We start from the raw sequence: 22420 nt of genomic DNA on the forward strand, positions 1-22420 counted from the left end.
CAATTTGGCTAAACTAGTTTTGTGCGTAAAAATGTGCGGGAGGGGAGTTTGATAGGCAGTTTAACAGGATTTGTATTACCGCTATGAATTGCTTCTAATTCTGTGCCATTTTCTAAAAGAATGGTGTATAACTGAAGATAGTATTTATTTTCATAAAAATAGATCTTACCAATTTCATTAGCCATAGGTTTTATAGATGCACCAAAGGGTAAAACCAATTCATAGGGTTGGTTAGGCTTAGTGGTGAATTTACATAAAAAATACAAGCCATTATCTAACACCTCGCCATTAACCTGAAAATCGCCCTCGCTGATAGCGGTTTTAAAGTTTTGGGTGTCTAATTTCTCATAGGGTCGTTTGATCAAATACCCCTCACTAAATCCTCTATTTTTAAGCGTGGCTAGTTCGGCTTGATAGAGGGCTGGGCGGTATTGGTTGTTATAATAATCCTCAATAGCGGTGCGGTAGGTTTTAGTTGTAATGGCTGTGTAGTAGCTAGATTTAGTACGCCCCTCAATTTTAAGCGCGCTAATAGCCTTAGAATCTAGGATAGTTGCGATATGATTAGCTAGATTGAGATCCTTAGCATTTAAAATATGTGTCCCTATTTCCTCTTCTTCCTCTAGGCGCATCATCACGCTTGTATCTGGGTTTTTAATATAAACCTCATAATCAAACCGACAATCATTAGCACAACTCCCCCGATTAGGCACGCGTCCATGCTGGAGTGCTGAAATCAAACAACGCCCCGAAAAAGCAAAACACATACTCCCGTGTACAAAAACCTCTAATTCTAAATCTGGTAATGCCTCTTTAATCTGCACCGCATCGCTTAAACTCATCTCTCTAGCCGCTACAATGCGCTTAACCCCCATTTCATAAAAGGCGCGCGCATCTAAAACATTCATGACATTAGCTTGAGTAGAAAGATGGATAGGGATATGGGGGGTGATTTTTTGGGCAAGTTTAAGAACCCCAATAGTGGCGATGATGAGGGCATCTACTTGACAAGCGGCTAACTTTTTAAGGTGTTCTTCTAAAAGTTTAATTTGGGAGTTAAAGGGAAAAGCATTTAAAGTAGCGTAGAATTTTTTACCCCTTGCATGGGTATAATCCACCCCCTCTTTAAAACTCTCTAGATCAAATTCTTTAGCCGCGCGGTTACGCAACGAAAATTGCCCCAAACCGGCATAAACCGCATCTGCGCCATAATCAAGGGCGATTTTAAGTTTAGCAAGATTGCCAGCAGGAGCGAGCAACTCTACAGGTGAGATAGGCATAAATGGTAGATATTTTATTTCTTCCCAAAAGCAGCAATAAGCGCTTCAATATCGCTTTCACTCGCTACACTTTCATTATCATCGCCAACAATATAAGAAGCAGAGCTAACCCGTTTAGAATCTTCAATATTGCCTTCAAATAAAGAATTCATATACTGGGTAAGCGCGCGCATGACATTAATGACCCGCTCGATCTTTTGGCGGTGGATATCCTGATACTGCATAATATCCATAGCCTGCATAGAAGAATCTAAACACCCTTCGGCTTTTTCTTGGATAGAGTCAATACTTTGTAAAATTTCATGGGTTTCATTCAAAGAGGTTTGAAAAGTCTGGATGAGAGGGAAAGCTTCGGCTAGGATTTCAAAGATTTCTAAGTGTTTTTGCAAGGGTGTTTTGATTTTTTTAAGGGTTTTTAAAATGCCCTCAGAACTCATGTTGACATAATCTAGTTGATCAAAAACTTGGGTAGCTTTAACCTCAGAGTCTTTTGTTACATCATCAAGCTGGTGTACTACTTTGTGTTCTTCAGTAGGGGGGGGAGGTGGCCACTCCTCAGAATCAATCTTGCCATATCTCTCTGCGTACTTCTTATCCACTTTCATATAGCCGGTTTCTGTAGCGGTTTCTTTTTTACTCTCCGCCCCAGTAAGAGTGTGCTCTTCCTCTTTTTGTTTTGCCTCATCAGAGGAATTTATTTCTCGATCTAGAGGTTCTACTATCTCTAAACCGCCTCCATTGATCAAGGCATCCAATTCTTCCTGGGTCATCTATCCTCCTTAGATAATCTGGCGATTATAGTTTATCTTACTTATATAAATGCTTTAATGGCACACCTAAGCTTGTTCTATGTAATTGTCATTTTAACTCTCAAGCGTTTTTAATGCTTTTTGTACACTCACTAAATCTTTATCGCCCCTCCCACTTAAATTAACCACCATGAGTGTCTCTTGTGTACAATTTTGCGCTATCTTTAAAGCATAAGCTAAAGCATGGGCACTTTCAAGTGCAGGGATAATCCCCTCAGTTTTGCAAAGCTCTACAAAAGCTTTTAAAGCCTCTTGATCGCTAATAGCGACATAGCGCGCACGCCCTGTTGTTTTTAAATAACTGTGCTCAGGACCTACCCCTGGATAATCTAATCCAGCAGAAAGGCTATGACTCTCACAAATCTGCCCTTGACTATCTTGTAAAATATAAGTTTTACTGCCATGTAAAATCCCTACACTTCCCTTACATAAAACCGCCCCATGTTTATTAGTCTCTAAACCTAACCCCGCTGGTTCTACCCCAATTAACTTTACTTTTTCATCTTCTAAAAAGCCAGAAAAGATCCCCATAGCATTAGACCCCCCTCCCACACAAGCAATTACATAATCAGGTAATCGCCCCTCTTTTTCTAAAATCTGGGCTCTGCTCTCTATGCCTATCACGCGTTGGAAATGCTTAACCATTTGCGGATAAGGATGAGGGCCAGCCACCGTGCCTAATAAATAATGGCTAGTGCTATAAGAACTAGCCCAATCTCTAAGGGCTTCATTGATTGCATCTTTTAAACTAGCCGATCCGCTTTTTACGCTAATCACCTCAGCTCCCATTAAACGCATGCGAAAGACATTAGGTTCTTGTCTTTGTATATCTTTCTCTCCCATGTAAATCACGCATTCTAACCCTAAAAGCGCGCAGGCAATAGCACTTGCCACTCCATGTTGGCCTGCACCCGTTTCAGCAATGATGCGTTTTTTACCCATTTTTTTAGCCAAAAGCGCTTGGCCAATGGCTTGGTTGGTTTTATGCGCCCCCCCATGGATTAAATCTTCGCGTTTTAAATAAAGTTTGACTTTGGGGTTTTGTACCACATTTTGCACCAGAGTTAAGGGGCTAGGGCGACCTACAAAATCCTTTAATAACCGGCTAAACTCAGCTTGAAAATCCACATCATGCAAACACGCCTCAAAGGCCTCTTGGAGTTGTTCTAAAGCAGGCATCAAAACCTCAGGAACAAAGCATCCTCCAAATTCTCCAAAATAACGATCCATCAATACTCCCGTAACATTTTTGCAATTTGTGCGATCTTTTGTTTATTCTTTTTACCCGGTGTATTTTCCACACCTGAATTAATATCTAAACCTAGTGCGCCTGTACTAATGGCTCTTTGTAAATTACTAGCATTTAACCCTCCAGCTAGCATAAAAGGATGGGATAATCCGCTTAGAATTTCCCAAGAAAAAGCCACGCTATTACCCCCAGCTCTAGCACCCTTGCTATCATACAAAATTAAATCTGCGTGTAAAGTGTGAGCGCTCAATTTAGACGCATTTACATCAACGCGCTCTACCTGCCAGATCGCACAAGAGAGGGCTTGTTTTAAAAGCGCAATTTGTTTAGAGGTGTAGTTTCCATGTAGCTGTATGGCTTTTAAGCGCAGTTGGCATGCATATTGGATAATGGTTTTAATATCTGCTTTGACAAATACCCCCACAAAGTCTAGTTTAGGCACTTTTTTAATCAATTTGGTCGCTTTTTTAAGAGAAATACAGCGCGGGGATTCTGGATCAAAAATTAAGCCGCCATAAATAAACCCGTGCTTAAAAACAGCCCTAGCATCTTTCACCCGCTTAAGGCCACAAACTTTATTTTCCCCTAAGATGAGTTTTTTACAGGCTTTGTTGAGATTTTTCTGAGACATTAAAGAACTCCCAACTAAAAGGCCATGTACATGCCCACAGAGTTTTTTAACATCAGCATGGCTTATTATCCCTGATTCGCTAATGATGATTTTATCATCCGGGATTAGAGGGCGTAGCTCTAGGGTGGTGTGTAAATCAACTTTGAGTGTTTTTAAATTGCGGTTATTAATCCCTAAAATAGACGCGCCCAAGTGTAAAGCTCTTTGTACTTCCTCTTGGTTATGCACTTCTGTTAAAACCGCCATTTGTAAAGATTTAGCTAAAGTGGCTAACTTAGTGTAGGTCGCATCATCTAAAATACTAAGCATTAATAAAATCGCATCTGCACCCATAAAACGGGCTAAGCGCACTTGGAAGGGATCAATAATGAAATCTTTACATAAAATGGGTTTACTGGTATTAGAGGCTATGATCTGTAAATCGTTATGAGAACCTTGAAAATACTTTTCATCAGTGAGCACAGAAATACAAGTGGCGTATTTTTCATATACGCTAGCAATTCTAAGTAAATCAAAATGGCTTCTAATTAAACCCTTAGAAGGGGAGGCTTGTTTGCACTCTAAAATAAAACTAGTGCGCCTCTCTTCTAGTGCTTGTGAAAAATCTCGCGTACTATTCTTAAGCGCCTCTGGAATAAGATAGCGGTTTTTAAGAGACTGCACCTCTAATTTTTTATGTTCTAACATGGTTGTTAAAAAATCATGCATGGCTAATTTTAACAATCCTCTCTAAATTTTCATAGGCTTTTTGACTCTGCATACAATCCTGAGCCATCTTTACCCCTTCTTTAAGATCACTTACCCTACCGGTTAAATAAAGCACGCAGGCGCTATTGGCCGCAATACTGGCTTTATGTGCCTCTATGCCCTTGCCTTGTAAAATATTTAGGCAAACTTGTACATTTTGTTTTAAACCCGTACTTTTAATCGCATCTAATGGATAACTTTTAAGCCCAAAATCTGCCGGGTATAGATCGTATTGTGTTATTTCTCTTTCTTTTAACTCACACACAAAGGTTTTCCCGTGTAAAGCCACCTCATCTGTAGCAGATCCATGCACCACCATAGCTCTTTTTACCCCTAATTCTTGTAAAGCTAAAGCTAAAGGATAACAAAGTTTTGCATCATAAACGCCTAATAGCTGGATAGTCGGTCTTAAAGGGTTAAGCAAAGGCCCTAGTAAATTAAAAATAGTGCGGGTTTGTAAGATGCGTCTAAGTTTTGCCACTTTAGCAAAGCTAGGGTAATAAAGGGGTGCAAAGAGAAAAGCAAAATTAGTTTGATTTAGACTGATAGCAAGGCGCTCTTGTGGCATTAAGAGATCTAGCCCTAAGCATTGGAGTAAATCTGCACTCCCGCTTCCACTAGCGCTATAATTGCCCGCTTTAGCCATTTTAACACCTAAAGAGGCACACACTAAAGCGCTAATAGTGCTAATATTAATGCTTTTAATCCCATCTCCGCCCGTGCCACAATTATCCACCCAATTACCCTGTAGTGAGCACTCCACTAGCAAAGTTTTAGCCGCATTAGCAATCTCTAAAGGGCTTTCTCCTTTGCATTTAAGCGCAATTAAAAGGGCGCTTAGTTCAATTTCATTTAAACGATCTTCTACAATCGCCTTGAAAAGTGCCTCTATTTGTAAAAAATTTAAATCCTGTCTAGCGCATAGGTGGTTTAAAGTGTCAAGATACATTGGCTTACCGGTTTTTAAGCCATTATAACAAAAAAGACCGAACCAGCAACAACACACCCCCACCCAAAACAGCGCTTAACTACGCCCTACTAACAGCACCTCTTCTCCTCATCTGCTTCTAAATCATCAGATGCACTATCTGCGCACCCGCATAATTCTTCTAACTGTGCACACCTGTATTTGAGTGCCTCTAACCTACCTTTAGCAACCTCATATTCGGTTCGTAGAGCGTGCAATCTCTGGCGAAGTGCTTTAATTTGAATAAGCCTATCTTCTCCTTGCAAATTCATGAACCAAAAACCTCACTTTCACGGCCTAAACCATTTATTTTTTAAAGGCATGCGCTACTTAGCAAAAAATTCCTTAAAATACCCTTATTGCCTGATAATATCAACGCCTTTTGGGGGATTAAATTCAAATAAAGCAGCCCCCAAAGGGATATTAGTCCGGACATCGCTAAAAGTAATGCGTACCTTCTCTTGGAGTTTATCAATAAAATCTAACTGAACGGGTAACCCTTTTTTTAAAGTGAGGTAATAAGTGGTTTGGTTAATATTAGCTTTATAGTGGCCATCTTTTTGTAACTTAGCCTTTTGCAAAATAGCAAAAAAATTAAGGTCTTTAGTCAGTTTACTAAAGGTGGCTTGCAATAGCTTAGGTTCATAAATAATCACCTGCTTATTTTGCATATACACCTCTTTAGGGGTAGGCTTGTTATAAACCCATTTAGCATAAAAAGGGGCTTTAGCTAAAACCTCACCTTCATAAACCGGGTTGATCGGGGAGGGTTTTTTGCCTAAAATTTCTTGTTTAAAATGCGCGCTGAGAGTTGTAAATTGCAAGGGCGCAGCCACCAAAAAATGTAAAGAAAATAGAAAAATACACCAACGCATGTTTATCCTTTTTATATTTTATTGGGAATTCTACAAGATTTTGTTAAAATCCGATCCAATGCAACATAATTCAAGTATCCTTGAGCTTAAAGGATAAATATGATTAAAGCCATGCTCAGTAAAATCATTGGCACTAGAAACCAACGGGCGATCAAGAATTATAAAAAACGCGTGGTCGCGATCAATGCTTTAGAGCCAGAAATGACAGCCCTAAGCGATGCAGAGTTACAGGCGCGTTTTGATCATTTAAAAGTACAAGTCCAAAGCCATGAAAAAGGCTTAGATGAGGTGTTGGCTGAAAGTTTTGCTATCACTAGAGAGGCTTCTAAACGCACGCTTGGCCTGCGCCATTTTGATGTCCAGCTCATTGGGGGCATGGTTTTACATGAAGGCAAGATTGCTGAGATGAAAACCGGAGAGGGTAAAACTTTGGTGGCCACTTTGGCCGTAGCCCTTAATGCTTTAAATGGGCATAGCGTGCATGTAGTTACGGTAAATGATTATCTAGCCCAGCGCGATGCTAAAGAAATGGAGCCTCTTTATAATTTTCTAGGTTATAGCGTGGGTGTGGTAACCGGAGAAGTAGATGACGAGGCGCGTTTGGGGGTGTATGCCTGCGATGTTGTGTATGGCACGAATAATGAATTTGGCTTTGACTACTTGCGCGATAACATGAAATACTCCCTAGATCAAAAGGTGCAAAAAGAACATGCTTTTGCTATTGTAGATGAGGTAGATTCAATTTTAATTGATGAGGCGCGTACACCTTTAATTATCTCCGGTCCGGTTAATAAACGCATGGAAAATTATGAACGGGCTGATCAAGTAGCCAAACGCATGAAAGTGGAGGAAGATTTTAATATTGATGAGAAAAACCGCGTTATTTTAATCACTGAAAAAGGGATTAAAAAGGCCGAAGAACTCTTTGGTGTGGATAATCTGTATAGTTTAGAAAATGCCATTCTCTCCCACCATTTAGATCAAGCACTCAAGGCGCATTATCTTTTTGCGCGGGATAAAGATTATGTTGTGGCCAATGGGGAAGTGGTAATTGTTGATGAATTTACCGGGCGCTTAAGCGAGGGGCGGCGTTTTAGTGAGGGGTTACACCAAGCTTTGGAGGCAAAAGAAAAAGTTGGGATTAAAGAGGAGAGCCAAACCCTAGCTGATATTACCTTTCAAAATTACTTTAGACTTTATGAAAAACTCTCTGGCATGACCGGCACAGCCCAAACAGAGGCTACAGAGTTTTTAGAAATTTATCATTTAGAAGTTGTGTCTATCCCTACTAATTTACCTATCCAGCGCAAAGACCTTAACGATCTGATTTATAAAAGCGAAAGAGAAAAATTTGAGGCGGTGGTGGCTAAGATTAAAGAATTACACGCCATAGGCCAACCCGTACTTGTAGGGACGGCTAGTATCCAAAAAAGTGAGGCTTTGCATGCTTTATTACAAAAAGAGCGCATTGCTCATACCGTGCTAAATGCCAAACAACACACTAGAGAGGCTGAAATTATTAAAGATGCCGGACTAAAAGGAGCGGTTACCATTGCAACTAATATGGCCGGTCGTGGGGTGGATATTAAACTTGGCCAAGAAGTCAAGGATTTAGGCGGTCTTTATATCATTGGCACGGAGCGCCATGAGAGTAGACGCATTGATAACCAATTAAGAGGCCGGAGCGGGCGGCAAGGAGATCCGGGGGTAAGTCAGTTTTATTTGAGTTTAGAGGATAGTTTGTTGCGTATCTTTGGGAGTGAGCGCATTAAGGGGGTGATGGAAAAATTAGGGCTACAAGATGGGGAGTATATTGAATCTAAACTAGTTACCCGTTCAGTAGAAAATGCACAGAAAAAAGTAGAAGCCCTGCATTTTGAAAGCCGCAAACACCTTTTAGAATACGATGATGTGGCCAATGAGCAAAGAAAGACGGTGTATAAATTTAGAAACGAATTATTAGATGATGGCTATGATATTGGCGCGCGCATTGCAGAAAACCGCCAATACGCCATAGGCCGTATTTTAGAAACAAATCAGGCTTTTAAAGAACAGGATTTTCAAGATGAGGATTTAGTCCATGTGGCCCAAAATTTGCAAGAAGAATTTAATTTACACCTAGATTTTAATGCATTAGAGCAAAGAGATTTAACTTCTGTAGAAAATTTTATTTTAGAGGCTTTAGAGGCGCAATATAACGCTAAAATGGCGCATATGGAGGATCAAAATAAAATCGAGCGAATCGTGTATTTACAGATTTTAGATCAAGCTTGGCGCGAACATCTCTACACAATGGATAATCTTAAAACCGGTATTGGGCTAAGAGGTTATAACCAAAAAGACCCTTTAGTGGAGTATAAAAAAGAAAGTTACAATCTCTTTTTAGAGCTCATTGATTCAATTAAGCTAGAGGCTATCAAAACTTTTCACAAACTTGAGTTGGTGGCGGATGCACCCGATCAAACCCAACAACTTTTAAGTGGCTTAGAAGAATCACAAACGGATTTAAGTTTTAATAACCAAAATATTGAACTAGGATTAAATAACTGGGAAACAGAACCTAAACGGGGTAAAACCATGACGCGTAACGCTCCGTGTTTTTGTGGGAGTGGCAAGAAATATAAACACTGCCATGCTAAAAGTGGCCCTAAAAAAGGAATCTTTGCCCCACAAAATAAGCCCCGTTGATGTTTAAATCCTCTTCCTTAGCGGTATTTTTAGTCCGCCGTTATTTGCGTTTTGATAAGACTCAGCCCTTTATTAGCATCACTGCGCTTTTGGCGTTTTTAGGGGTGGGGGTGGGGGTGATGGTTTTAATTGTGGCTATGGCTATTATGAATGGCATGGGTAAGGAATTTGAAAATAAGCTCTTTGTTATGAATTATCCTCTTACCCTTTATGCCACTAGCTACTATGGAATTGATCAAAAAACCGTGATTGCTTTAGAAAAACGCTTCCCTCATCTTATCTTTAGCCCCTTTTTACAAGCCCAAGTCATGGCGCGTTTTAATGGGATGTTAAGCGGGGGTATGCTCTTTGGGGTTAATATCAAACAAGAGGTGCGGATTAATCATATCCTTAAAAAGGGATTAGAGGGAAATGTAAAAACTTTCATGCAAAACCCTTTTAATTTGGTAGCTGGCAAGGGTTTTAAAGAATCTCTAATGCTAGCAGAAGCCCACAAAATTGATTTATTTTTCACTAAGCTAGAACCCACCGGCTTTGTACTCTCCCCCACCATGAAACGCTTTAATTTGCAAGGGTATTTTGAATCGGGCTTAAAAGCCTATGATGGGAGCTATCTTTATACCAATATTCAAGCTTTGCGCGCTATTAGAGATTTGCCAGAGGGGATTTATGACGGGGTGCATGTGTATTCTAAAGATGCGATGAAGGATTTAGAGAGAATCAAACAAGCTTTAAAGACTATCCCTAATAATGGAGTGGGGATTGAAGGGTGGTGGCAACAAAATGGGAACTTTTTCTCGGCTATGGCTTTGGAAAAACGCGCGCTTTTTATCGTTTTAATGCTCATTATTTTAATGGCCTCTCTTAATATCATCAGTTCTTTACTCATGGTGGTGATGAATCGCCGCAAAGAAATTGCGCTATTACTTAGTTTAGGCGCGACAAAACAAGAAATTAAAAAAGCCTTTTTTAGTTTAGGGGCTGTGATTGGTATGGGGGGGATTGTTTTAGGAATTCTTCTAGCTTTTTTGGTGCTATGGATTTTAAAAACTTTCCCTATTATTTCTCTGCCCGCAGATGTTTATGGCATGGATAGATTACCCTTAGATCTTTCTATGGGGGATTTTTTAGGTACTGTGCTTGGGGCATTAATGATCGTAGCGCTCTCCTCTTACTATCCCGCCCTCAAGGCTTCAGGTGTTAATGTATTAGCGATTTTGCGTAATGAATAGGTTTTTCAGTCTCTTTTAAATTATTTTGCAGTAAGATCAGACTGCCTTTAGTTTATTCTTTAGTTCAAGATTAGCCATGGAGAAGGATTTTGAAAAACATTTATGTCGGAAATTTGGTTTATAGCGCTACAAACCAAGATGTTGAGGAATTGTTTAGCCAATTTGGCGCTGTCAATTCGGTGAAGTTGATCCAGGATCGAGAGACTAAAAGACCTAAGGGTTTTGGATTTGTGGAAATGGAAGATGAAGGGGCACAAAAGGCAATCTCTAGTCTAGATAACACTGATTTTATGGGGCGCACTATCCGCGTTACTGAGGCTAACCCTAGAAAGTAGGCGCTTAACTTTAAACATTAGACCAGCGCTTTGAGTTTTCTTAACCGGTGATAAGAGATAGCAAAGCGGTGGGCTTCGTCTCTGAGTTTTTGTAAGAATTGCAAGCATGAATCCTGTGCTTTAAGATGCCATGTCTGATTAGACTCGTATATTACATCCTCCACATCTCCTCTAGCGCGTTTGGCTTTTCCCCGCACTTTAGCCTTAGCAATCCCTAAAACTTTAATATCAAACCCGGTGGCTTTTAAAATATCCTCAGCCAAACACACCTGTGCTCTGCCTCCATCTAAGAGCCATAAATCTGGTATTTCTTTTAGATTTTTTAGCCGCCTTTCTAGCATTTCACGCATTTGCGCGTACTCATCTTTGCCTTGCAATAAATAACGCCGGTAAGCATTTTTAAGCCATTTTCCATGAGAAAACACCACCATACCCCCCACGCAATGGGTTTGTGCGTGGTGGCTAGCATCAAAAATTTCAATTCTTTGGGGGAGTTTTTGTAGCTTAAAGAGTGTTTGCAGGGCATGGATTAGTTTTTCATTAGATTGCTCTGATCGCTTTAAAAGGGCTTGGATTTTTTGTAAATGATCGCGATAGATCGCTGCCTCTTCAAAACGCTCTTGTAAAGCCAGTGTGCGCATGCGCTGTTCTATTAAAGCCACAAGCTTACTTTTATCGGCTAATAAGGCTAAAGCTTGCTCAACGAGTAAGGCATAATCTTGTTCAGTGATTTTACCCTCACAAGGCGCTTTACAACGGCGCATTTCATAAAAAATACAGGCCTTTTTGCCCTGTAAACATGTTTTACTTTGCACTAAAGGTACAAATTCAAGTAGGCTTTCTAAAATATCTCTGGCTCCGCTACTAAAAGGACCAAAGCCGGTCTCACCGGGCTTGATTTTACGGGCTAATGCAAAAAAAGGATAGGGTTTGGTTAGATCCACACAAATATAAGGGTAGGTTTTATCATCTTTGAGCAAAATATTATACTTGGGCTGATGAGTTTTAATCATCTGGTTTTCTAAGAGAAGTGCTTCTTCTTCATTGGCTGCAAATTGTGTTTGAATACTAGCAATTTGGGCTACCATGTGTTGTACGCGCAAACTATTTTTAGGGTTAGGCAAAACCTGCCCGTCTTTGATTTTAAAATAGCTTAAAATGCGTTTTTGTAAATTCTTAGCTTTTCCCACATAAAGCAATCTATGCTTAGTATCAAAATACAGATAAATGCCGCTATGAGTGGGCAGATTAACAAGAATCTTAACATCCATTGTTATGCTTAACACAGGTGCGAATCAACTCAAACACCGCGTGGATTTCTGGATCTGTTGCATGGTTAATAAAGTGCCCTTTAGATCGCTCCGAGTAAGTGGCTTTAGGCGCTTTACTCTCAAAGTTTTGAGCGATACGGCAGGGTATATAAGTTTGTATTTGCAAATTAGGCGGTACTTCAATCTTTAATTGCTTAATGGCCTGTAATAAAATTTGGCTAAATTCTTGGTAGTTTGCCTGAAAATAATAGCGTGTACTAGGGTGTTTAAACACAAGCAAGAGTTTAGAATTTTTCATTACAATAGAGACTAACCCCATACTCACAGCTGGTGGGAGAAATAATTTTAATTTATCCAACTCCAAGCGCATTTTAAGAGGTTTGAGATAAGGCGCTTGTAGAATGGAGGAGAGGATACTTTGCGCATCTTTCATCTGTTTATTTTAGCATGTTTATTAACCGGTTGTGGCTACAAAGCCCCCCCTTTTTATAAGCCAAACAAGCCCCCAGCCACAAAAACACAAAAACCAAGCTCAGGCCAAACGATCCAAGAATAGGGAATTTAGGTATAATGGCCTTTTTTAGCGGAGGTTGTTATGTTTGAGCCCTACCCATTTGAGCGGTTGAATGCCTTGTTAGGAGATGTTGCTCCTATAACTGAGCCTTTAGACTTTTCCATTGGTGAACCCCAGTTTGACACCCCTTTTTCTATCCAAAAAGCCTTAAAAGAACACACCGATGCGTTGCGCTTTTATCCTAGAAGTATGGGTACGCATTTTTTAAAAGAGGCACAGCTTAGTTTTATTAAAAGGCGTTTTGGATTGGACTTACAAGAGTGGCAGATCATACCCACACTTGGTTCTAAAGAGGTGCTTTTTAATTTCCCCCTTTTTTACTTGCATGGCAAACATTCCCCCAAAATAGCCTTTTCTAACCCCTCCTATCAGGTTTATTTAGCTAGCGCTAGAGTGGCTAGGGCAGAAGTGATTTTTATGGATCTTTCTAAAGAGAATAATTTTACCCCTCTTTTGCCTGAAGGGGCTAAACCTAATTTAGTGATTCTAAATTCTCCAAACAACCCCACCGGGCGCACTCTAGATTTAGAGGAGCTTAAAACTTGGGTCTTACGCGCCCTTGAAGAGGATTTTGTCTTACTCAATGATGAATGTTATTGCAATATTTATAGCACCACCCCCCCGCCCTCCATTTTAGAGGCCTGTAAACTTGTGGGTAATTCTGAGTTTAAAAATGTCTTAGCGGTTAATTCTATTTCTAAATCTTTAAGTGCCCCGGGATTGCGTAGCGGTTATATTGCCGGAGATGCAAGCATTCTTGCGGCTTATCAGATTTTTCGATCATATAGTGGGTGTGCTATCCCTTTACCACTCCAGTATGCTAGCGCTGCAGGGTGGCTAGATAGCAGTGCGCAACAAAATATCCATGAAATCTATGCAACCAATTTAAAACTTGCCCAAGAGATTTTACAAATCCCTATCTTTCCTACTAGCTTTTATGTGTGGCTAGAAGTGTCAGATGGACAAAAATTTACCCGCTATTTATACGAACAAACCGGGCTAAAAGTTTTGCCCGGAGATTTTCTAGGCTATTTAAAAAGCCCACACACTAGGGATTTTGTGCGCATTGCTTTAGTTCAAACCCCTGAAGTTTTAAAACCCGCCTTAGAATGCCTGAAAAATGCCTTAGATTCTTATAAGCTTTCTTTATGCTAAAACGGCCTATCCACACCTATAAAATCCATTTTATTGGCATTGGTGGGATTGGCATTTCAGGGTTAGCCAAATATTTAAAAGCGCAGGGGGCAATTGTAAGCGGATCAGATATTGTAGAGAGCTCTATTACGCGCTATTTAAGAAGTTTAAATATCCCTATTACTATCCCGCATAATAAAGACGCCCTTGACGATCAAGAAGTGGTGGTACACTCTGCCATTATTAAAGCTGAGAATGTAGAAATTGTGGCTGCTATGGAAAAAAATTGCATCATTTTATCGCGCAAAAGAGCTTTGGAGTATATTTTAGGGGATAAGCGGGTTTTTAGCGTATGCGGCGCGCATGGAAAAAGCAGTACAAGCGCGATGTTAAGCGCGCTTTTGCCCCACTTTGGAGCTATTATTGGAGCAACTAGTAAGGCTTTTGGATCAAATGTCAAAGAAAGCCATAGCCATAGCTTAGTTTTTGAGGCCGATGAATCCGATCAGAGCTTTTTACATTCCAATCCTTATTATTCTATTGTAACTAATGCAGAGGTAGAACATTTAGATGGGTATGATTACAATTTAGAGGCTTTTTATGCGGCCTATCAGGAGTTTTTAGCATTAGGTAAAAAGCGCGTGATTAATGCTAATGATCCCTTCTTAAATACTTTAAATTTAAAAGCCAAGCGACTTTATCCTAATCAAGATATTTCAGAAATTAGCTATTTTTTAAGAGATGAAGAGCCTTATACGCGTTTTAAATTCAAAGATTTAGGGTTTTTTGAAGTGTGGGGACTAGGGGTACACACCGCTACTAATGCGGCTTTGGCAATTTTGGCTGCTTTAGATGAACTCCCCTTAGAAACTTTGCGCCAAAATCTTTTGGATTTTAAAGGGATTAAAAAACGCTTTGATATTTTGCAAAAAACAGAACTTATCATCATTGATGATTATGCCCACCACCCTACAGAAATTAGCGCCACTTTAGAGGCCTTACAAACCTATGCAGATTTAAAAGGAATGTCAGATGCTCTAGTGATTTGGCAGCCCCATAAATTTTCGCGCCTACTAGATAATTTAGAGGGGTTTCAAGAGTGCTTCAAACACCCCATTATCCGCGATCTTTATATTTTGCCCGTTTATAGAGCCGGTGAAAAACCCCGTGAGGTGGATATGCCTAATCTCTTTAAACACCTACAACCCACTTTTATTGATCGAATCTGGCGTACAGCAGAGGGGTTAGATTTCTTTGTAGGCGAATACAAAATCCGTACTCTTAAAAGAGGCCTAGTGATTGGATTTGGAGCCGGAGATATTACCGATCAACTCAGAGGCGTATTTTGCTAGCATGGATTATTCTTTTATTAGTACTCATACTTTTATTGTTCTTACTCAAAGATTTTTTTGCCAAAGGGATTTTACAAAAACTAGTTGTTTTGATCTTTTTAATGGCTTTGGGGGGGGCTTTGGGTGTTTATACTTACAAGCAAGACCGGATTAATCAAACCCACATGGCATTAGAAAAGGCATTTTTACGTGGAGATGAATTAGAGTGCAAGGGTGTTAAAGTCAACTCTAAAACCTTTAGTTTAGTAAGAAAAACGCTAAGTTTTCTAGGCAAACAAAACACTTCTATGCAAGGGGTACTAGTGCAACTACGGACTTGTAAAATTCTTTAATGTTGCCCCTACAGCTAGATTTAGAAGGGTTTTTAGAGCGTTTCAAGAGTTTTTTAGCACGCCCTAAAGACTTTGCCCTTGCTAGCACAAACCCCCATATTTGGGAACACCTAAGAGAATTAGAAACACTCCAAATAAATCCCCCTCCAGCGGTCATTTTTTTACAAGAGGCTTTAAAATCCTTTAAAAAAGGCGGGGTGTTGCAACTTGAAACCTTGTTTGCATTTACCCAGATGACTCGCTATTTACTAGCTTTTAAAAAAAACACCGATTCTAAAGTACAGCCCTATCTTTTTGATTACATCCAAAATATCCAGATTCCCCCTCCCCTTTTAGATTTAGAAAAACAAATGGCAGATACCCCCGCTTTTAAAACAGGGTTTTATAGCGATTTAGACGCTTTATTAGAGAGTTTAGAGCGACTCAAGCGCGCACAACAGCAGGTTTTTAGCCAAATTTTAAGCCAAAGTGTTTTAGACCCCTATTTAGTGGATAGACAGGTTCATTTCATACAAGGGTTAGAAACTCTCTTACTTAAGCCCGGTTTTTCACATGCGCTTAAAGGGGTGGTGGTGCAACGATCGCATAGCGGGCAGTTTTATATCCAGCCTTTGGAGTCTAAAAATCTCGCCCATAAAATCCAAGAAAAGCAATTAGAAATTGAACTGTGCATTGGGCGAATTTGTACCCATTGGACTCAAATTTTACACCCCCATTTTTTATTTTTACGCTTCCTAGATCGCCAGTTTGATTATCTAGATCACTTACAAGCCCGGGTACTCTTTGCTAAGGCTGAAAATCTTTCTTTTATTAAGCCTAATTTAGAAGGTGTTCTTATTTTAAAAGACTTTGCCCACCCTAATCTTAAAAACCCTAAGCCTATTTCTTTGCATTTTGATAAAAAACTTTTACTGATCACAGGTGTTAACACGGGGGGTAAGACGATGCTACTTAAATCCATTTTAAGCGCCGTGTTTTTAGCCAAACACTTTTTACCCTTTAAAATAAACCCGCACCACTCCCATGTCCCTTATATAGAAAATATCCACGCCATTATTAGCGATCCACAGAATAGTAAAAATGATATTTCTACTTTTGCCGGGCGCATGTTAGATTTTGGCCAAGTTTTAGATAAATCTGATCTTTTACTAGGGGTTGATGAGATTGAATTAGGCACAGATGCGGCTGAGGCAAGTTGTTTGTATAAGGTGCTTTTAGAGCACTTAGTAGAAAAGAATGCAAAGGTTGTCATAACCACACACCATAAACATTTAGCCATGTTATTAGCCAAAAATCCAGCCGTACAACTCTTAGCAGCTAATTATGATCTAGAAAAGCAAATGCCTACTTATACTTTTACTCCCGGACTTATCGGTAAAAGTTATGCGTTTGAAAGCGCTTTAAGATATGGGATACCTTTAAATTTAGTGCAAATGGCTAGACATCTCTATGGGCAGGATCAAGAAAATCTAAGTGCCTTGATTGAAAGAACAAGCGCCCTTGAACAAGAATTAAACTTAGAGCGCATGCGTTTACAAGAACGCAGTCAAGCCCTAGAAAATCTAGAACAAGAGGGTTTAGAGAAACTAAAAAAACTAGAGGAGCAGCAACAAAAGAAACAAAATACTTTAGAGAAAAGCTATTACAAGGCGTTAAGAGAGTTGCAAGAGGCTTTAAAGAACTTCCAACAATCCCACAATAAAAGCCAAGCCCACCAAAATATCCAAGCTATCCAACTGGATTTAAAAAAAGACCTAGATAAAACGCCTAAAGAACCTAATAAACCCACATCTATAGAATTAGGTACACTGGTAGTTTATAAAAAAGCTAGTAGCAAAGAAAGAGGGCGTATCATCGCTAAAAATGGGGATTTGTTTGTGGTGGCTTTGGATAATGGGCTTAAAATCAAGGCAAGAGGCACAGATTTACAAATTGCTACTAACCAAACGAGCAAACAACCCCAAGTTAAATTAGAGATTAAACCAAAAGCACAGGCTAACATGCATTTAGATGTGTGTGGATTAGATGTACAAGAGGCTTTAGAAGAGGTACAAGGGTTTTTATCTAACGCGCTTTTAGCGGGCTTTAATGAGGTTGTGATTATCCATGGAAAAGGCAAGGGCATTTTACGCCAAGCCATCAGACTCTGGCTTAAAAACCACCCTAAAGTACTAGACTTTTGCGATGCTCCTTTAAAATTAGGGGGCTCTGGAGCACAGATTGTAAGGATTTAAATTTTAAGGTGTGGGGATTTGATCTAGTTTTATAGCGCGCACTTGGCCATAAAGTTCTTGCTCTTTCTCATTTAGTTGCTTTGTATCCAAGTTCTGTTTTAAGAGCATGGCGATGCTACAATCATCAAAGGTCTTTTGGCGCACACGCTCCATGAGTTGCTCTAGGGCCGTTTGCATTTTTAAATCTATGCCAGGTACACAACCCACCCGCATATAGGATCGTAGCTTATCCACAAGCTTTTTTTTGCGATTATCATAAAAAGATTCAGCGCTCCCATCAGACATGAGTACAAAACCTTGTATGTTTTTATCGCGCAAATTCCCCTTGCCAATGAGCATATATAAGACTGCATCTTTAGAGGTAACAAAGGTGGTTTCATTGCTAAATTCCCCATCTCCTGCATGCCCGATTGCTTTAAGTTCACTCCCCATTAAAACCCCAAGCTCCCCATCGCCAAGACGCATCCACAGATAGTCATCGCCCCTAACAGCCACAGCCAGTAAAGTAGAGGCAAGGTCTTTAAGTTCGCAGGTTTTCTTTTGGAGACAATCCTGCAGGGATTTTAAATGCTGTGAAACCCCTAAAAAAGAGGGGGTAGTTTTAAAGCTTCTTTGGAAAAGATTTTGCGCCTCTTTGGTTAAATGTATTTCCTGTTTGAGTGTCTCATTGATCTGCTCTAAACTTTTATCTAAAGAGGCTGTTTGGATGTTTTGTAGATCCTTAAGATTGTAGGATTGACTCCATTTCTTAATCTCCTCTTGTAGTTTGCAACTCTGCACAGCTACATTTTTTAAACTTCCCTCTAAAGAGGCGCTTAGAGATTTAACCCTGTTCTGCAAATCTTCTAATTTTTGTTGCTTCTCTTTAATACTCTCTAACTCTTTTTTAATCTCTCTAAGAGTTTGCACAGCCTTCAAAAGCTCAGAGGTGGGTAACGAGATTAGTAAACTCTTCTCAGAAGAGGGTTGGAGAGTGATGCCCAGATTTTGGCGCAAGTCTTTTAAATCTCTATGGAGGGCTTGACTCAAATTCACCTGCTTATCAAAATTTGCAAAGAGAGTAGGGAGATTCTCTTGCTCTATTTTGTATAAAACTTGTAAAAGTTCTTTATAGCAAAGGGGGCTTTGTTCTTGTAGGAGAGACTCACAAATTTTTTTCCCCGCATGCACTAAATCATCTAAAATCCTGTGGCTCTCCTTATCAATAGCCTTAAAACGCCCCTCTAAATTCTGGCGATCCTCTCTAAATTGTTTAATCTCTCTAAGCCAGCCCTCCTTTTGGCTTTCAAAAGACCTTTTTAATTCCTCCTCATACCTACTCATTTCTCCTGCCTGTTTAGCAGAAGCATCGCGTACTTTGTCTACTTCCTGTTGCAAATCTTTAAGGTTATCTGTACTCCACACCTTAAAGGATAGCCCAGTGATGTGCTTATGCAAATCATCTATCAAAACATTAAAGGCGTTAAAATTATCTTTGGCAAATTTTCTAAGGGCTTTAAAGCGACCTTGCAAGTCTTGATCTAGAGTGCTAAGCGATAGATTCTTAATAGCTTTAGGAGGCAAGGATGCAGATAGAAAAAGCTTTGGCAGATTAGCAAGCGCGCTTTTTATCTTAATCCGCACTCTTTTAATGTCCTCCTCAGGTTTTTCTTTGGAAACAAGTTGTTTGAAAAACACACCAAACGCCCCCTTATTCTCCCCGATGTGCTTTTCAAGAATACGGTCAATCTTTTTGTACTTCTCCTCGCTTTTTTCTACAAACGCGTCAATCTCCTCCTCACTTTTAAAAAGCGGTTTTAAATAAAGCGCCTCTATGGCCTTTTTTAAATCTTCTAGTCTGCTATCCATGTCCTTAAAATCTACAAAGTAGCGCAGATTCTTAGCATAATTTTGTAGACTTTCTAATTTCTTTTTCACACATTCAAGAGATCCATGATAGGCTTTAGACCGGCTTGCAAGTGTGTTTGCATAACTTTTATTCAAGAAGTCTTTTGCATCTTTTAAATCCTCTTGGAGTGGTAGCAAAAACCCTTTAGCCCTGCTCTCTAAAGCCCGCAATTCCTGCAACATCTTTTGTACAAGCAAATCTATATCGCTTCTATCCTGCAACAATTCTTTTGTCTTGGTTTTAGCAAGATCATTTAAGGCCTGCAGGACATGTGCTATGATGTTCTCGCGCACCTCTTGAGGCTTCTTTGTATCAAAGTAGGCATCAAATCTTTGCTCTAGCACCTGTACAACTACTTCTACGCTCTTTTTTGCCCCAAAGTGTGAAAATCTTGCAGAGCCCGCCCCATCGGCTAGAGCGATCACACACACTTCTTGATCATCTGACAAGCAATATTTATCTTGGCAGGGAATAGGGGGGTTTTCTTGCAAGTGCGATCGCCCTTGCAAAGCATGTCCAAAAGCCTTCCATTTAGCCATTTTAAGTCCCTTAATCTACATCCGCCCAAGCATCCTTAGGAGGCAAACTCACCTTTTCACCCGGGCGTGAATGCGAAGTTTTAACGACGCTAGCAGAGAGCCATTTAAAGAACTCTCTAAAGTTTAGACCCTGCAGTTTAAGAGGTGGATTAATAGGTGAAAAACGGCTTAGGGTATTTGCATCGCCTCCACTAACAACAATGGGCATGATATAGAGTTTTTTGTTCTTAGCCATGTCGCTAGATTTTTGAGCTGCGCTATCAATGCTATCTGTAGGCTGTCCATCTGTCATGAGTACAAGCCAGGGTTGGAAATAAGGCACTCCCTTACCCTTATACTCCTGTTTGCGTTTCTCCAAACAATTAAGCGCCTCAGTTACCCCTCCTCCCATAGGCGTGCCTCCATCTGCACTAAAACGAGGGGCGCTCTCATTGCGGATACTTTGAAAGTCTTGCACCACGCGTACCCCACTATCTCCAAAGGTAACAATACACACATCCGCACATTGTTTAGCCTGCATATCATCATTGATTGCCTCATAAAAGAGCCGCACCCCCTCGTTAAGTTCGTCAATGGGTTGTCCATCCATAGAGCTACTCGTATCTAGGCACAGGCATACGGGCACGCGTTTAGAAGGGTTATCGGCTAAATCATCGCCGGTGTCTTCGCCTAATTCATCATCATCAAAATCACTCATGTTTTCTCCTTGCTAAAAATTAAGGGTTTAGTTGTCTTAAAAAATACTGCAAAGCCTTTATCCACCTGATAGGGGCTAGGCGTTTTTTGGGTTCATAATATTTGCCTCCTTTTTTAAAGGTGTGGTAGAAGTACTCTTGTAGGGTAGGGTTTAAAGCATCCCATCGTTTTTTGGCTTTTTCATTGGGTACTAAGGAAGCATCGCCATTTGCTAGCGGATAGACAAATCTACCTGCTTTCATGTTCTCATCTCTTTCACTTCCCTTGCTATCATAAGGGTGCCTACCCAAAGTTAAAACCACAAATAGCAAGCAAGCGATGGCGTAGTACTCATGGCTTTTGTTGCGTAAAAACCCTGCCATCTGCTGGCCAATTAATGAGGGGTCTAAATATTCTGGTGTGCCCACAGGACAGGGGTATTTTTCAATTTGATAGCTATCACAATCTATAAAAAACATCTCAGCATTTTGTGTAAAAAATAGGTTATGCGGGTTAATATCACCAACGATAATGTCCTTGCTATGTAAGGATTGGATAGTTTTTAAAAAACTTAGGCAAAGCGTGATGAGGTCTTTAGTTTTCCAAGTGGGGATGTGATCTTTAATGTCTTTAGGACCGCCTAAAATGCACTGCAAAGCCTTTCCCTGCGCCTGTTTCATTAAAAAGCCTACAAACTCACCCTGTTGATTCTTTAAAAGATGGGTGGGCATGCACACTTGTGCCCCTGTTTTGATCTGGCGCAGTAATTTTAATTTGGTGGGCATGTAGTCTGGTACGCTTGTACCCTTACCGGGTTTATTCTGATAGATTTTAGCTAGCATGGGAGTATTTGTTTTATAAACTTTGCCTTCGGCCCCCTCACTAAGCTCCTCTGTCAGAGTAATAGAGTGGCTCTGCCCGTTTTCCTCAAAACTGATGCGATCGTTAAGCTGAGGAATGGTGCTGATAGAAAGGGTGTTTTTTGTGGTGTGGACCTGGTGCTTGACTTTAGTGATATCCTCTTTTTTAAAACGCAACCAAGAAAATGAGGATTTTTCAGGTACAAAAATTAAAACAGCACTCTTTTTTAAGCGTGCTACGCGTTTAGCAAGATCGTTATTTTTGGTAAGCAGTAAAGCTTTTTTAGAATTATAAAGATCTTCTAACTTTTCTCTAACCGCGTGCATGCCCCATTTCTGAATGCTGCAATACATTTTGTAGATCTTCTGATAAAGGGGATTACGATCCTTTTGCTCTTGGATGTGGCGTAGTACATCCCCGGGGATAAAGATTTGCTTAGAAATCTTTTTTAAAACCGGTAGCAGTTTTTTTGTGTAAAACTTGTGAAACTTATTTTCCATAAGTAGCGTCTGATCTATAAGAAGCACCTCGTAATTTTGCATAAAAGACTCGAGGTCGTCGTTTTTTAAGGGTTTTTTTATAAACACCTATCATTCCTTACATATCCCCCTCTTCACTTCCGGACTTAACCACTAAGGTTAAGTGGTTAAGTGGTTAAGTGGTTAAGTGGTTAAGTGGTTAAGTGGTTAAGTGGTTAAGTGGTTAAGTGGTTAAGTGGTTAAGTGGTTAAGTGGTTAAGTGTAGCAT

The 22420-nt window shown here is 40.0% G+C and carries 18 protein-coding genes; 7 read left to right on the plus strand and 11 right to left on the minus strand.

All coding sequences use genetic code 11. The annotated features are described in order from the left end of the window. Window positions 1-8: 8 nt before the first annotated feature. From G6Q06_RS07085 to lolA, 6 genes are all read right to left on the minus strand, one after another. A complete protein-coding gene (locus G6Q06_RS07085) occupies window positions 9-1274 on the minus strand; it encodes a peptidase U32 family protein (protein WP_205435996.1) in 1266 nt (421 codons plus the stop codon). Between the two features lie 20 nt (window positions 1275-1294). Continuing rightward, window positions 1295-2050 (minus strand): protein phosphatase CheZ, encoded by a 756-nt coding sequence (gene cheZ, locus G6Q06_RS07090; RefSeq protein WP_006564345.1) that lies wholly within the window; start codon window positions 2048-2050, stop codon window positions 1295-1297. Window positions 2051-2143: 93 nt separating this feature from the next. Further along, window positions 2144-3319: a tryptophan synthase subunit beta gene (trpB, locus tag G6Q06_RS07095; RefSeq protein WP_163566156.1), complete on the minus strand. Its 1176-nt coding sequence runs from the start codon at window positions 3317-3319 to the stop codon at window positions 2144-2146. Further along, window positions 3319-4677 (minus strand): bifunctional indole-3-glycerol-phosphate synthase TrpC/phosphoribosylanthranilate isomerase TrpF, encoded by a 1359-nt coding sequence (gene trpCF / locus G6Q06_RS07100; protein WP_163566157.1) that lies wholly within the window; start codon window positions 4675-4677, stop codon window positions 3319-3321. Before trpCF ends, trpB begins: the two co-directional genes overlap by 1 nt. Beyond that, the gene (gene trpD, locus G6Q06_RS07105) at window positions 4670-5665 is read right to left on the minus strand and encodes an anthranilate phosphoribosyltransferase (protein ID WP_163566158.1); all 996 of its coding nucleotides are present in this window, start codon (window positions 5663-5665) and stop codon (window positions 4670-4672) included. The genes trpCF and trpD overlap by 8 nt, the downstream gene beginning before the upstream one ends. Before the next feature lie 374 nt (window positions 5666-6039). Next, window positions 6040-6558: a LolA-like outer membrane lipoprotein chaperone gene (lolA, locus tag G6Q06_RS07110; protein WP_163566159.1), complete on the minus strand. Its 519-nt coding sequence runs from the start codon at window positions 6556-6558 to the stop codon at window positions 6040-6042. Window positions 6559-6657: 99 nt separating this feature from the next. Between lolA and secA the strand changes: the two genes are divergently transcribed. From secA to G6Q06_RS07125, 3 genes are all read left to right on the plus strand, one after another. Continuing rightward, a complete protein-coding gene (gene secA, locus G6Q06_RS07115) occupies window positions 6658-9246 on the plus strand; it encodes a preprotein translocase subunit SecA (protein WP_205435990.1) in 2589 nt (862 codons plus the stop codon). Continuing rightward, a complete protein-coding gene (locus G6Q06_RS07120; protein ID WP_205435991.1) occupies window positions 9246-10478 on the plus strand; it encodes an ABC transporter permease in 1233 nt (410 codons plus the stop codon). The genes secA and G6Q06_RS07120 overlap by 1 nt, the downstream gene beginning before the upstream one ends. An 89-nt stretch (window positions 10479-10567) precedes the next feature. Further along, window positions 10568-10813 carry an RNA recognition motif domain-containing protein gene (locus tag G6Q06_RS07125; RefSeq protein WP_034375995.1) on the plus strand — a complete coding sequence of 82 codons (246 nt, stop codon included), beginning with the start codon at window positions 10568-10570 and terminating at the stop codon, window positions 10811-10813. A gap of 17 nt (window positions 10814-10830) precedes the next feature. Here the strand turns inward: G6Q06_RS07125 and G6Q06_RS07130 are convergent, their stop codons facing one another. Together G6Q06_RS07130 and G6Q06_RS07135 are read right to left on the minus strand one after the other, a co-directional pair. Continuing rightward, the gene (locus G6Q06_RS07130; RefSeq protein WP_205435993.1) at window positions 10831-12084 is read right to left on the minus strand and encodes a GIY-YIG nuclease family protein; all 1254 of its coding nucleotides are present in this window, start codon (window positions 12082-12084) and stop codon (window positions 10831-10833) included. Further along, the gene (locus G6Q06_RS07135) at window positions 12074-12517 is read right to left on the minus strand and encodes a hypothetical protein (RefSeq protein WP_163566162.1); all 444 of its coding nucleotides are present in this window, start codon (window positions 12515-12517) and stop codon (window positions 12074-12076) included. The genes G6Q06_RS07130 and G6Q06_RS07135 overlap by 11 nt, the downstream gene beginning before the upstream one ends. A 162-nt stretch (window positions 12518-12679) precedes the next feature. Here G6Q06_RS07135 and G6Q06_RS07140 point away from each other — a divergent pair, with 162 nt between their 5' ends. The 4 genes from G6Q06_RS07140 to G6Q06_RS07155 are packed head-to-tail and all read left to right on the plus strand — an operon-like array spanning window position 12680 to window position 17710. Further along, entirely contained in the window at window positions 12680-13813 is a 1134-nt protein-coding gene (locus G6Q06_RS07140; protein WP_163566163.1) for a succinyldiaminopimelate transaminase, read from the plus strand. Continuing rightward, window positions 13807-15144 carry a UDP-N-acetylmuramate--L-alanine ligase gene (gene murC / locus G6Q06_RS07145; RefSeq protein ID WP_163566164.1) on the plus strand — a complete coding sequence of 446 codons (1338 nt, stop codon included), beginning with the start codon at window positions 13807-13809 and terminating at the stop codon, window positions 15142-15144. The genes G6Q06_RS07140 and murC overlap by 7 nt, the downstream gene beginning before the upstream one ends. Continuing rightward, the gene (locus tag G6Q06_RS07150; RefSeq protein ID WP_163564820.1) at window positions 15096-15476 is read left to right on the plus strand and encodes a hypothetical protein; all 381 of its coding nucleotides are present in this window, start codon (window positions 15096-15098) and stop codon (window positions 15474-15476) included. Before murC ends, G6Q06_RS07150 begins: the two co-directional genes overlap by 49 nt. After that, complete coding sequence (locus G6Q06_RS07155) at window positions 15476-17710, plus strand: endonuclease MutS2 (protein WP_163566165.1); 2235 nt, start codon at window positions 15476-15478, stop codon at window positions 17708-17710. Before G6Q06_RS07150 ends, G6Q06_RS07155 begins: the two co-directional genes overlap by 1 nt. Window positions 17711-17713: 3 nt before the next feature. Here the strand turns inward: G6Q06_RS07155 and G6Q06_RS07160 are convergent, their stop codons facing one another. Genes G6Q06_RS07160 through G6Q06_RS07170 form a run of 3 tightly spaced genes read right to left on the minus strand, consistent with a single transcriptional unit; the run spans window position 17714 to window position 22260 of the window. Beyond that, on the minus strand, window positions 17714-20137 hold the full coding sequence (locus G6Q06_RS07160; RefSeq protein ID WP_163566166.1) for a protein phosphatase 2C domain-containing protein: 2424 nt from the start codon (window positions 20135-20137) through the stop codon (window positions 17714-17716). A gap of 10 nt (window positions 20138-20147) precedes the next feature. After that, window positions 20148-20834, minus strand: coding sequence for a vWA domain-containing protein (locus tag G6Q06_RS07165; protein ID WP_163566167.1), 687 nt, complete (start codon window positions 20832-20834; stop codon window positions 20148-20150). Window positions 20835-20853: 19 nt separating this feature from the next. Further along, window positions 20854-22260, minus strand: coding sequence for a protein kinase domain-containing protein (locus tag G6Q06_RS07170; RefSeq protein ID WP_240329327.1), 1407 nt, complete (start codon window positions 22258-22260; stop codon window positions 20854-20856). Window positions 22261-22420: the final 160 nt, after the last annotated feature.

The organism is Helicobacter suis, assembly GCF_902196135.1.
Taxonomy (GTDB): Bacteria; Campylobacterota; Campylobacteria; order Campylobacterales; family Helicobacteraceae; genus Helicobacter; species Helicobacter suis_A.

Excerpts from the sequence above, each read along its gene's own strand:
- G6Q06_RS07165 (WP_163566167.1), bottom strand. The coding sequence starts at position 20,834 with ATGAGTGATTTTGATGATGATGAATTAGGCGAAGACACCGGCGATGAT.
- G6Q06_RS07130 (WP_205435993.1), bottom strand. The coding sequence starts at position 12,084 with ATGGATGTTAAGATTCTTGTTAATCTGCCCACTCATAGCGGCATTTAT.
- G6Q06_RS07120 (WP_205435991.1), top strand. The coding sequence starts at position 9,246 with ATGTTTAAATCCTCTTCCTTAGCGGTATTTTTAGTCCGCCGTTATTTG.
- trpCF (WP_163566157.1), bottom strand. The coding sequence starts at position 4,677 with ATGCATGATTTTTTAACAACCATGTTAGAACATAAAAAATTAGAGGTG.
- G6Q06_RS07160 (WP_163566166.1), bottom strand. The coding sequence starts at position 20,137 with ATGGCTAAATGGAAGGCTTTTGGACATGCTTTGCAAGGGCGATCGCAC.
- secA (WP_205435990.1), top strand. The coding sequence starts at position 6,658 with ATGATTAAAGCCATGCTCAGTAAAATCATTGGCACTAGAAACCAACGG.
- trpD (WP_163566158.1), bottom strand. The coding sequence starts at position 5,665 with ATGTATCTTGACACTTTAAACCACCTATGCGCTAGACAGGATTTAAAT.
- trpB (WP_163566156.1), bottom strand. The coding sequence starts at position 3,319 with ATGGATCGTTATTTTGGAGAATTTGGAGGATGCTTTGTTCCTGAGGTT.
- G6Q06_RS07140 (WP_163566163.1), top strand. The coding sequence starts at position 12,680 with ATGTTTGAGCCCTACCCATTTGAGCGGTTGAATGCCTTGTTAGGAGAT.
- G6Q06_RS07135 (WP_163566162.1), bottom strand. The coding sequence starts at position 12,517 with ATGAAAGATGCGCAAAGTATCCTCTCCTCCATTCTACAAGCGCCTTAT.
- lolA (WP_163566159.1), bottom strand. The coding sequence starts at position 6,558 with ATGCGTTGGTGTATTTTTCTATTTTCTTTACATTTTTTGGTGGCTGCG.
- G6Q06_RS07155 (WP_163566165.1), top strand. The coding sequence starts at position 15,476 with ATGTTGCCCCTACAGCTAGATTTAGAAGGGTTTTTAGAGCGTTTCAAG.
- murC (WP_163566164.1), top strand. The coding sequence starts at position 13,807 with ATGCTAAAACGGCCTATCCACACCTATAAAATCCATTTTATTGGCATT.
- cheZ (WP_006564345.1), bottom strand. The coding sequence starts at position 2,050 with ATGACCCAGGAAGAATTGGATGCCTTGATCAATGGAGGCGGTTTAGAG.